The sequence below is a fragment of the Micromonospora noduli genome (genome assembly GCF_003264475.1).
Lineage (GTDB): Bacteria > Actinomycetota > Actinomycetes > Mycobacteriales > Micromonosporaceae > Micromonospora > Micromonospora noduli.
Genome location: NZ_PYAC01000023.1, coordinates 55,868 through 67,459 on the forward strand (window position 1 = coordinate 55,868; position 11,592 = coordinate 67,459).

9 protein-coding genes are annotated in these 11,592 nt (G+C 71.4%); 8 read left to right on the forward strand and 1 reads right to left on the reverse strand.

All coding sequences use genetic code 11. From position 1 onward, the window contains the following. The first annotated feature begins 12 nt into the window (after positions 1-12). A complete protein-coding gene (gene selD, locus MED15_RS22375) occupies positions 13-1,002 on the forward strand; it encodes a selenide, water dikinase SelD (RefSeq protein ID WP_112586665.1) in 990 nt (329 codons plus the stop codon). A 230-nt stretch (positions 1,003-1,232) separates the two neighbouring features. Further along, a complete protein-coding gene (locus MED15_RS22380) occupies positions 1,233-1,712 on the forward strand; it encodes a hypothetical protein (protein WP_112586667.1) in 480 nt (159 codons plus the stop codon). A gap of 48 nt (positions 1,713-1,760) precedes the next feature. Here the strand turns inward: MED15_RS22380 and MED15_RS22385 are convergent, their stop codons facing one another. Further along, complete coding sequence (locus tag MED15_RS22385; RefSeq protein ID WP_112700128.1) at positions 1,761-2,009, reverse strand: DUF2277 family protein; 249 nt, start codon at positions 2,007-2,009, stop codon at positions 1,761-1,763. Positions 2,010-2,148: 139 nt separating this feature from the next. Between MED15_RS22385 and MED15_RS22390 the strand changes: the two genes are divergently transcribed. The 6 genes from MED15_RS22390 (at position 2,149) to fxsT (ending at position 11,544) form a co-directional block, all read left to right on the forward strand. After that, positions 2,149-2,337, forward strand: a complete 189-nt coding sequence (locus tag MED15_RS22390) for a hypothetical protein (RefSeq protein ID WP_112586670.1) — start codon at positions 2,149-2,151, stop codon at positions 2,335-2,337. Further along, on the forward strand, positions 2,338-4,677 hold the full coding sequence (locus tag MED15_RS22395; protein ID WP_112736854.1) for an FxsB family cyclophane-forming radical SAM/SPASM peptide maturase: 2,340 nt from the start codon (positions 2,338-2,340) through the stop codon (positions 4,675-4,677). Then, complete coding sequence (locus tag MED15_RS22400; RefSeq protein WP_244220541.1) at positions 4,661-5,485, forward strand: AAC(3) family N-acetyltransferase; 825 nt, start codon at positions 4,661-4,663, stop codon at positions 5,483-5,485. Before MED15_RS22395 ends, MED15_RS22400 begins: the two co-directional genes overlap by 17 nt. Positions 5,486-5,832: 347 nt before the next feature. Further along, complete coding sequence (locus tag MED15_RS22405; RefSeq protein ID WP_225855054.1) at positions 5,833-6,450, forward strand: TIR-like protein FxsC; 618 nt, start codon at positions 5,833-5,835, stop codon at positions 6,448-6,450. Continuing rightward, the gene (locus MED15_RS22410; RefSeq protein WP_112736856.1) at positions 6,447-7,691 is read left to right on the forward strand and encodes a TIR-like protein FxsC; all 1,245 of its coding nucleotides are present in this window, start codon (positions 6,447-6,449) and stop codon (positions 7,689-7,691) included. Before MED15_RS22405 ends, MED15_RS22410 begins: the two co-directional genes overlap by 4 nt. Further along, positions 7,681-11,544, forward strand: a complete 3,864-nt coding sequence (gene fxsT, locus MED15_RS22415) for an FxSxx-COOH system tetratricopeptide repeat protein (protein WP_112604514.1) — start codon at positions 7,681-7,683, stop codon at positions 11,542-11,544. The genes MED15_RS22410 and fxsT overlap by 11 nt, the downstream gene beginning before the upstream one ends. The last annotated feature ends 48 nt before the right edge of the window (positions 11,545-11,592 follow it).

The following is an 11,592-nucleotide window of genomic DNA, read 5'->3' on the forward strand; positions in this document are numbered from 1 at the left end:
GATCATTGGTGGATGACCGAACCCGTACGGTTGACCAAGTACGCCCGCGGCGGTGGCTGCGCCTGCAAGATCCCGCCGGGCGAGCTGGAGATCATGGTGGCTGGTCTCGGCCCGGCGACCGGCACCGCCGAGTTGCTGGTCGGGTTGGACCACGGCGACGACGCGGCTGTGGTGCGCCTCGATGAGCGGACCGGCCTGGTCAGCACCGCCGACTTCTTCACCCCGGTGGTCGACGACGCGTACGACTGGGGTCGGATCGCAGCGGCCAACGCGCTCTCCGACGTGTACGCGATGGGCGGCACCCCGCTGGTGGCGCTCAACCTGCTCTGCTGGCCGCGCGACGTGCTGCCGCTGGAGTTGGCCCGTGAGGTGCTGCGCGGCGGCCAGGACGTGGCGCGGGAGGCCGGCTGTCACCTGGCCGGCGGGCACAGCGTGGACGACGACGGCCCGAAGTACGGTCTCGCGGTCACCGGCACGGTCCGACCGGAGGAGCTGATCACCCTCGACGCCGGGCGGGCCGGGGTGCCGTTGTCGCTGACCAAGCCGCTCGGGGTGGGTGTGCTGAACACCCGGCACAAGGCGACCGGTGAGAGCTTCCCGGAGGCGGTGGCCACGATGAGCGCGCTCAATCGGGAGGCCGCCCACGCGGCGGTCGCCGCCGGCATCCGGTGCGGCACCGACGTGACCGGGTTCGGGCTGCTCGGGCACGCCTCGAAGCTGGCCCGGGCCAGCCAGGTCACGGTGGCCATCGACACCGCCCGGGTGCCCTATCTGGCCGGCGCGCGTGAGGCGCTGCGCGACGGGTTCGTCAGCGGCGGCAGCCGGCGCAACCTGGAGTGGGTGACCCCGTGGACGGACTTCGGCGCGGCTGACGAGGCGGAGCGGTTGCTGCTGGCCGACGCGCAGACCTCAGGTGGCCTGCTGGTCGCCGGCGAGGTGCCCGGCGCTCCCGTGGTGGGCGAGCTGCTGCCCCGGGGGGAGCACCTGGTCGTGCTGCGCTGACCGGGGGCGGTCGACCCGCGGCGGAACACGCGGTGGCGGTGGCGCGGATGGCGCACCATACCCGATAAACTGTCACCTTCCCGCTACTCCGAGCAATGCCGCTCAGGGAAATTTTGCCCGGAATGGTCACAGACCGGTAACTTGCCCCCGGCTGGGGTCAAATGCCCCCCACCATCGTGTGTAAGGCCCGATCCGGAGGCCGGTGGGGACGAACGCAGCGAGGAGGCGGAATGACCGAGCTGTGGAACTGGAGAATCGACGGGGCTCAACCCGTGGAGGTCTACCCGGCGCTGGCGGAAGCGCTTGGTCGGGTGGTGATGCCGCTGGCGGTGGCCGACCCGGCGCGGCTGCCGGCGTACGCGGTGGTGTGTGACGTCTGGCAGGCGCCGGGCGAGTTCGCGACGGTGGTGGACTGCTACGGGGTGCCCGAGCAGCTCTCCGAGCACGCGAGCATCGCCGCGCTGGCCCGATTGCTGGGCCGCAACTGCCTGTTGCGCGACGACACGCTCGACGCGGGCCGGCACCTGCTCGTCGCTCCGGACGGCACGGTCCGTCCGGTGCACTTCGACGTGCGGGACACCGAGGACGGTGAGGTGCTCAGCAGGCTGCGGCTGTGCTCGCTGGGTGACCCAGGTTGTCGGGGCTGGTCGCAGTGCCACCGCTCGCGCTGGGCGCCCGACACGATCGCCCCAGCGCTCGCCGCGGCCTGACCCTCTCCAGGGTCAGGCCCGGCCGGGTGCCGTGCCGGTCAGCGGCGATCAGCTGGCCGCGGTGGCCGACCGGTCGGTGGTGCCCGATCCGGCACCCCGCACCACCAGATGGTCGAGCAGGGTGCGCGTCGCCTCGGCCACGGTGGCCACCGCGGCGTCGAACGCGGCGGCGTTGTGCGCGGCGGGCGCCCGGAAGCCAGAGATCTTCCGGACGTACTGCAACGCTGCCGCCTCGACGTCCGCGTCGGTCACCTGCGGGGTGAACGGCTCACGCAGCGTCTTGATGCTCCGGCACATGTGAGTTCCTCCTCGGTTGGTGCGCTACTTGACCAACGATGACATCGTTGGGGCTGTTGCCTATTCTGGTGGCGCGTCAGGGCCCTCGGGCCGTCCATCACACCTCCCGTGGCGCGTCCGCGGGACCCGGAGAATCATTGTGGACAACGCACCCACCCGCCCATCCCGTCCGGGCCTGGATGACCTCACACATAGCCTGGACATCCCGCTTGAGCGGATCGCCGTCGAGCACGCCGATCTGGTCGAGGCGATCCGGCGGCGCGTCGTTGAGGGTGGGCCGGTGCCCTCCGGCACCGTGCCCGTCGCCCTCTTCAACTCGGCCATCTGAATGGTGGCCTGTCGGTGTGGTCCATCCGGAGCGGGTGGATCATGTCGACGGATCAGCCAGTTCGTACTGAAGGTGCACAGCCGGTGCGACCTCAGCTGCGACCACTGCTATGTCTACCAGCACGCCGACCAGACCTGGCGTGGTCGACCGGTGCGGATGCCGCTGGCCACGGTTCGAGCCGTCGCGCAGCGGATCGCCGAGCATGCCCGCGAGCACGAGTTGCCGGTCGTGCACGTGGTGCTGCACGGCGGTGAGCCGTTGCTGCTGGGGGCGGCGGGATTACGAGAGGTGCTGGCCGAACTGCGCGCGGCGATCACCCCCTGGACGCGACTCGACCTGCGCATGCAGACAAACGGCGTGCTGCTCGACGAGGAGCTGTGCCGGCTGTTCGTCGAGTACGACGTGCGGGTCGGTGTGTCCTTAGACGGCGACCGGGCCGCCAACGACCGCCACCGGGTCTTCGCCCACGGCGGCAGCAGCCATGACCACGTCCGCCGGGCGCTGGCCCTGCTCCGACGGCCGGAGCACCGCGCCAGCTACGCCGGCATCCTCTGCACGATCGACGTCCGCAACGACCCCGACCGGGTGTACGAGGCGCTGCTGGCTGAGAGTCCGCCCCGGGTCGACCTGTTGCTGCCCCACGCCACCTGGGACCATCCGCCGGAGCGCCCCGGCCCCGAGCCGACCCCGTACGCGGACTGGCTGGGGCGGATTCACCGGCGCTGGGTGGACGACGGGCGGCCGATGTCGATCCGGATGTTCGAGGCGCTGCGCCCGGGCGGCGGCGGCACCGAGGCGTTCGGCCTCGCACCAGCCGATGTGCTGGTCGTCGAGGCGGACGGGAGTTGGGAGCAGGTCGACTCGCTGAAGACCGCGTACCACGGCGCGGCCGGCACCGGTTTCGACGTGTTCGACCACTCGGTGGACGAGGCCACGCGGCACCCCGGGGTCGCGGTCCGGCAGGACGGCGTGGCCGGGCTCTGCGCGACCTGTCGGGCCTGTCCGGTGGTCGACCGGTGCGGCGGCGGCCTGTACGCCCACCGTTGGCGGACCGGCTCCGGCTTCGACAACCCCTCGGTGTACTGCGCCGACCTGCTCCGCCTGATCGACACAGTGGACGCCTACCCGCCGCCCACCCCGCCCGCGTCGGGCGAACTGTCGACCATCTCGCCCGTCGACGAGTTGCTGGACGACCTGGCGACCGGGCACGGGTCGGCGTCGACGCTCGCGCTGCTCGCCGCCACCCAGCTCTCCATCACCCGGGCGTTGCTGGCGGCCTGCCGGGACGGATCCGGCACCACGCCCGCCTGGGAACTGCTCGTCCACCTCGACCAGGCGGCACCGGAGGCCATCCGAGCGGTCCTGGCGCACCCCTTCGTCCGGCCCGGGCTGGTGCATCGCCTCCACTCGTCGGCCCCGCCCGGCGTCGGCGCGGCAGTCGACCCACTGCCGGCCCTGGCCATCGCCGCGGCGCTGCGGGCCGGCGTCCCGGCCGCGTTGCACGTCCCGGTGCGGGCCGACACGATAACGTTCCCCGCGCTCGGCAGCCTGGTGCTGCCCGGCCTGGGGGAGAGCGCCGAGGTGACAGTGCGACCCGGCGAGTTCCAGGTCCGAGGTGGGTCGGTCGAGCAGACGGTGCTCCTCGATCCGGTGGCGCAGCCGTCGACCGGATGGTTTCCGACCCGCGACGTGTCGGTGCCCGGCGGCCGGCTGCTCCTTGAGGACGGTGACCCGTACCGCGACTGCTACGGCCAGCCGGTCGAGCCCCGCCTGGACGGTCCGGCGGCGCGGGCGTTGGGCCGTACCCTGGCGGAGGCCTGGCGGGTCGTGCGCCGGGACGTGCCGGCGCACGCGGCGGCGCTCGACGGCGGCCTGCGTGCCGTCGTTCCATTGGCGGCTGACCCGGCGCGACCCCTGCGAAGCGCCACCGCCCGGCACGCGTTCGGCGCGGTCGCCGTCACCCCCCATCCCGACCCGGAGACGATGGCGGTGCTGCTCGTGCACGAGTGGCAGCACGCGAAGCTGGGTGCGGTTCTTGACCTGTACGACCTGGTCGAACCCGGCCAGGCCGCCCAGATCCGGGTGCCCTGGCGCCCCGACCCGCGGCCACCGGAGGGCGTCCTCCAGGGCGTCTACGCTCACCTCGCCATCACCCAGGTCTGGCAGTCCCGGGCGGCCACCGACCAGGGCGACGCGTCGGCGAACGCGGCCCACTTCCTGGCATGGACCCGGGACGGTGCCGACGCGCTGCTGGCCAGCCGGTCGCTCACCGCGGCGGGCGAGCGGTTCGTCGGCCAACTGCGCCACGCCCTGGAGGAAACCCGTGCCGGGGCCGGATGAGCGTCAGCCGTCCACACTGGACCGTCTCCGCCTCGCCGACGACCTGCGGGCGATGGGCGTCCGCGCGGGTGCGTGCCTCCTGGTGCATTGCGCCCTCCGCCGGGTAGGTCCGCTCAGGCGCGGCCCCGCGACTCTCGCCGGTGCCCTGCGGGACGTCCTCGGCCCGGCTGGCACGCTCCTGGTGCCCACCCAGACCGACGGTAACTCGACCACCTCCCGAGCCCACCTGGAGGCAATCGCCGGTATGGACCGTGAGCAGCGCGAGCGGTACGAGGCGGCGCTGCCGGGCTGGGACCGCCGGACCACCCCGTCGCAGCGGATGGGGGCGCTCGCCGAGTACGTCCGGTGTGCCCCCGGTGCCGTGCGCAGCGACCATCCACAGACCTCGTTCGCCGCGCTCGGCCCCCAGGCCCGGCAGCTCACCGACGGCCATGACCTCACCTGCCACCTGGGAGAACGCTCACCAATGGGCGGGCTCTACGCGGCGGACGGGCAGGTCCTGCTGCTCGGCCTCGGCTACGAGGCGTGCACCGCCCTGCACCTGGCCGAGTACCGGCTGCCGGTGCCGCCTCCCGAGCGCGACTACCAGTGCTTCCGGCTTGTCGACGGGCGGCGGGTCCGCCTCGATTTTCGGGCTCTCGACCTGGACGACCGGGACTTCCCGGCGGTGGGTGCCGCGCTCGACGAGACGCCGTTGGTGCGGCACGGTCGGGTGGGGCGGGCAAGCGCGCGCCTGCTGCCAGTGCGTGCCGTAGTGGACTTCGCGATCGGCTGGTTCGGCGTGCACCGTCTGGCGGCGCGACGGTGAATCGGGTCCAGCCCGATTGGTCGGATGTACGACACCGGAGGTCTCGTCCTGCCCTCCGGCTCGGTCAGGACCCGTGCGGCCCGCCGCACCCTGGCCGAATGCCGGCTGCTGTTGCCGCATGAAGGAGCGGCCGTCCGTCCGTCGTGGCCCGGTCAGGGGAGCGACGGCCCGGCTGCTGCCGATACCCGCCACAGTGGCCTTCGTCGTACAGTGACGTGGCGGCACCGGATCAGTCTGCAGCATTGACGAACGCCTTAGGCTGAAACTCCGGTCGCTTTCCGGACGGCGGAGGAACGACGGTGAGCGAAGCGGTAGCAGTCGCTGATACGCGAACCCCGCTGTTCTTCGTGAGCTATTCACGTCCGCAGATCCGGCGGGCCGGTAACACCCCCCACGCGTACCTCTCGCGGTTCTTCGACGACCTCTCCACCCATGTCAGCGAGTTGGTCGGCCTGCCGACCGGGGTCGACCCCGGCTTCATGGACAGCTCACTGGGCGGTGGTGAGCGCTGGACCCCCGAACTGTTGCGCGCCGCCGGGACCTGCCAAGTGTTCATTCCGCTGGTGTCCAGCTCGTTCATCAGCAGTGCGTGGTGCGCCATGGAATGGCATGCCTTCGCACGACGTCGCATCGAACCACGTGTCGCGGGTGGCTCCGCGCACGAGACGGCGATCGTGCCCGTCAACTGGTCGCCGACCGCCGAGTCGTCGCTGCCGCCGAGCATTCGTGCCATCCAACGGTTCTCGCCGACCGCCATACCGGATGACAACACCGTCGCGCGCCAGTACGAGCAGGAGGGGGTCTACGGCTTGCTGACCATGCAGCAGGAGCAGGCGTACCGCGCGGTGGTGTGGCGTCTCGCCCAGCGGGTGGTGGCGATCCATCGGGCCTACCACGTCCACCCGCTGGTGCCCGCGGGCGTCGATGAGCTGCGCACGCTCTTCACGGAGGAGGCAGCCGCATGACGCCGCTCACCGCCGAGGGGCGGGCGCCGACTCGCCAGACCTACTTCTTCCTGAGTTACGCGCATTCCGCGCCGCTGCTGGGTGCCCGCACCGACACCGACGTCTGGGTCGACCGGTTCTTCGCGGATCTGTCGGGTGAGGTGAGTCGGCTGGTGTCCCCGCGGCCGGGCGTGGAGATCGGTTTCATCGACCAGTCCATCCCACCGGGCGCCGACGTGAAGGCGGCCCTGGCGGACGCTCTCGGCGCGGCCCAGGTGTTCGTGCCCCTCTATTCGCCTGGCTACTTCAGCAGATCATGGGCACTGGGCGAGCAGGAGTCCTTCCTGACTCGGCTGCTCCGCGTGGCCGGGGAGCCGACGTCCCCCGTCGTACCGGCCGACCACGTGGCGCCGGTCCTCTGGATTCCGGTGCCCAGTTGGGAGGAGCATCCCGAACTCGACGCGGCACTGGATCTGGGTCGGGACGTGCCCGAGTACGCCGAGAACGGCATGCGTGCGCTCTGCATGCTCGGCGCGTACCAGCAGCCGTACCAGATCCTGCTCGGGCGGCTGGCCCGGCGGATCGTGGAGCCCACCCAACGGATCTGGCTGCGTCCGTCCCGGGCGCCCACCCTGGACGTGTCGCGGCGGATCGCGGCCAACCCGGACTTCGTGGTGACGGTGCTGGCACCCACCCGGGACCAGCCGCCCGAGGGCCGGGAAGCGTCCTGGTACGCAGAGCGCAGCCGCCTCTGGCGTCCCTTCGGGGCGCGGCAGGAGCTTCCGGTGGCCGAGTACGCCGCGAGCACTGCCGAGCGGCTCGGACTGTCGGTGCACACGAGCGACTTCGCCGACTCCGAGGACCTGCTCGAGATCCGCCCCGGCGTGCTTCTGATCGACCCGTGGTTTACCGAGCTTCCCGGTGGCACAGCCGCTCTGCGGGCCGCCGCGCGGGCGCTGCCGCCGTGGGTGGTCCCGCTCGTGGTGACCGACGCCGACGACCCGCGCGACGCGCACCGCGGCGCAGACCTGGCGCGGCTGGTCCTGGGCGTACTGCAGGACGCGGGCGCGACGCGAGCGCGGTGGGTCGGGCGGATGGACGAGTTCGCCGGGCTGATGCCGACCGTGGTGACCGAGGCCCGGCGGCTCTACCTGAAGCACGGCGCGGTGTTCCCGGCACCGGGGCCCGGTACCCGGCCACCCAGCCTGCGCGACCCGGCCCCGTCATCGTTCGAAGCCCCGGAGATGCCCGATGAGCACTGAGCGCGACGGTCAGATAGTCACCTTCTACTCGTTCAAGGGCGGAACGGGCCGGACGATGGCGCTGGCCAACGTCGCGTGGATCCTCGCTGCCAACGGCAAGCGGGTGCTGGTCACCGACTGGGACCTGGAATCGCCCGGGCTGCACCGCTTCTTCCACCCCTTTCTGGACGTGTCGGCGATCGGCGGCACCGCCGGGGTCATCGACCTGATCCGGGACTACGAGTCGGAGACCATCCGCGAGGCGGTACGGCCGGAGGGCTGGGTCGAGCAGTTCGCCCGGGTCAACCGGTACGCGTTCTCGCTGGCCTGGGAGTTCCCCGGCGGTGGCGGGCTGAACTTCCTCTCCGCCGGCCGGCAGAACGGCGACTACGCCGTTTCGGTGAACGGGCTGGACTGGGACACCTTCTATCACCGGTTGGGCGGGGCGCAGTTCTTCGAGGCACTCCGCGAGGACATGAAGCGCGAGTACGACTACACCCTGATCGACAGCCGCACGGGGCTCAGCGACGTCGCCGACATCTGCACCCTGCACCTGCCGGACACCCTGGTCGACTGCTTCACCCTCAGTGACCAGGGCATCGAGGGTGCCGCTCAGGTCGCCAGCGCCGTCGCCTGGCACCACTCACGCCGCGGCATTCGGATCCTGCCGGTGCCGATGCGGGTCGACCAGGCGGAGAAGGAGAAGGCCGACGCCGGACGGGCGCTCGCGATGCGCCGCTTCGCCGGTCTGCCCACCGAGATGACGGAGGCGGACCGGCGCCGCTACTGGGCGGCGGTGGAGGTGCCGTACCGGCCCTTCTACGCGTACGAGGAGACGTTGGCGACCTTCGGCGACGCGCCCGGCTCACCCACGTCGCTGCTGGCGGCGTTCGAGACGCTGACAGCGGAGTTGACAAACGGCGAGGTGCGCGCGATGCCGCCGATGGACGAGTCGGTGCGCGAGCGGGAGAAGGCCCGCTTCCGGCGCCGCCACAAGCTCCCCGACGACGACCTCATGCTCCGCTACGCCCCGGAGGACGCGGTCTGGGCGGAGTGGATCGAGCGGGTGCTCAGCTCGGCTGAAATACGGGTCGTCGACGGTACCCGGCCGATCGAGTCCGACGCCCGCCCGCCGGCCCGTACGCTGACCATTCTCTCTTCGGCCTACGTGGCCCTGCCCCCCGCCGCGTTGCCTCCGCGGGACCCGACCGCCGACACCACTCCGCTCGCGGTCTACGTGAGCGATCTGCGGCCACTCGCGGAGTTCGCGGTGGCCTCCTCCACCCAACTGGTCAACGTCACCGCGGCGACCGCCGCCGAGCGGTTACTGCGGCTGGTGGGGCGCCCGTTGCCGCTCCGCGTCGACGGCCCGGCTGACGCCGGCCTGCGTTTCCCGGCCGCCGAGCCGGCCGTCTTCGAGGCCCCGAACCGCAACGCGCGGTTCACCGGACGGGAGAATGAGCTGGCCCTCCTGCGCCGACATCTGACCGGGCCGGTTGCCTTGCCGGTCGCGTTGCAGGGGATGGGTGGCGTCGGCAAGACCGAGCTCGCCCTGGAATACGCGCACCGGTTCAAGTCCGCCTACGACGCGGTCTGGTGGATCTCCGCTGGCGCGACGGAGTCGATCGGCGCCGACGTGGAAAAGTCGCTGGCGGCCTTCGCCGACCGGCTCGGCGTCGGTGGCAACACGGACCAGGCGGACAACGCACGCGCGGTGCTGGAGGCGCTCGGGCGCGGTGAGCCCAGGCGGTGGCTGTTGGTGATTGACAACGCCGAGGAGACGGCCCCGTTCGAGCGCTTCCTGCCGCGCGGTGGGCACGTGTTGCTCACCTCGCGCAACCAACTCTGGGGAGATCGGGCCACGCTGATCCAGGTCGACGTGTTCGCCCGTAAGGAGAGCGTCGCCCACCTGCAACGTCGGGTGCCCTCCCTCACTGAGCACGAGGCGGACCGAATCGCCGACGCGCTCGGGGACCTGGCGGTCGCGGTGGCCACGGCCGGTGCCTACCTCGCAGACACCGGTACCTCGGTTGACGCGTACCTGGAGCAGATCGAGCGGCAAGGTCCCAGCGCCCTCTCCGTGGAGGCCACCTGGGATCTTTCGTTGGCGCGGCTGCGCGCGCAGTTCCCGGCGGCGTACCGGCTGTTGCAGCTCTGCTCGGTGCTGGCCTCCGAGATAGACCTGGGACTGCTGTACAACGACGAGATGGTGAAGACGTTGGCGCCGTTCGATCCCGCGGTGTCGGAACCCATGATGATCGGGCGGCTGGTCCAGCGGATCAACCGGTCGGCGCTACTCACTATGAACATGTCCGAGCAACGGGTCCTGGTGCACCGGTTGCTCCAGGCGGTGGTACGGGGCGGGATGACCCCGGACGAGGTCGCCGACACCCGACACAAGGCACACCTGGTGCTGGGCAAGGCGTGGCCTGGCGGCGACGCCGACGATCCGCGCACCTGGGACAGGTTCCGGAGGCTCTGGCCGCACATCGAGGCCTCCGGCGCGATGGGCAGCAAGGACGAGTCGGTCCGGGAGCTGATGATCGACCGGGTGCGGTATCTGTGGCGTCAGGGAGAACTCGACGAGGCGAACGCGTTCGCCAAGGAGGTCGACGGGGTCTGGTCGAAGCGGCGGGCCCGCCTCTACGGCACCGAGGAGCTCGCCACGTTGCGTCGGCAGTTGCTGCACCTGCGCTTCAATCGTGCGAACGTGCTACGGGCACTGGCCCACTACGTCGAGGCCCACGACCTGGACCAGGAGACTCACGAAGCGCAACGGGAGCTGCTGGGTGACCGGCATTCGCACACCCTGATGACCGCCGGCAGCCTGGGTGCCGATCTGCGGGCCCTCGGCCGCTACACCGACGCGATCGAGCGTGATCAGGAGACCTACGACGCGTGGAGTGAGGAGTTCGGCGAATACCATCCGCGCACGCTCTTCGCGGCCAACAACCTCGCGCACTCCTATCGCCTGGTGGGCGACTTCCGCTCGGCGCGCGTTCGGGACGAGGCGGTGTTCCAGCTCCGTCGGCAGGTGCTCGGCCCGGAACATCCGTACACCGTGCACTCTGCCGCGCAGCTGGCACGCGACCTGCGGGAGGCCGGTGAGTACGCCAACTCGGCCAAGATGCTGCGCACAGTGCACGAACAACTCGCCAGTCTGAAGGAGATCGGCAGCGAGGCGGGGGACACGCTGAACGCTCAGGTCAGTCTCGCGGTGTCGCTGCGGAGCGCGGGCCAGTTGGTGGAGGCAGCCGGACTGCTCGACGCGGCGTACCCGGTGCTCGAGGAGAAGTTCGGGCGGGACAATCCCGAAACGTTGATCTGCCGTGCAGCGCTGGTCGCGAATCTGCTGGCACTCGGCGACACCGGACGCGCGGTGGCCGAGGCGACACAGGTGGCAAGGATCTACGAGCAGCGGCTCGGGGCCACCCATCCGCACACCCTGGGTGCGCTCAGCAACCTCGCCGCGGCGCAGCGGGCCGTGGGCCGGACCGCGGAGGCCCGCGCGACGGCCGAACGGGCGGCCGGTGCCCTGCGCGAGGTGCTCGGCCCGGACCACCCGCACACCCTCGCCGCTGAGGAGAACCTCGGCATCTGCCGCGCCGAGGAGGGGGACCGGGACGCCGCGCTCGACCACCTCCGCGCAACCGCCGAGCGTTGGCTGGCCGCGTCCGGTTCGCGCCACCCGGACGCCCTGCGTTGCCAGGCCAACCTGGCGCTCGTCCTGCGCGAGAACGTGGGTGACCGGCCGCCGACGGTCACCGCCGAGGTCGTCTCGTTGGGTGAGGTCGTCGGGGCCGACCACCCGGGCGTGCGGGCGCTGCGGGACGGGCACCTGGTCGCCCGGATCATCGATCCTCACCCGTTCTAGCCCGTACGACACCAGGCCCGGCCTCACCGCGTCCCCACGGAGAAAACC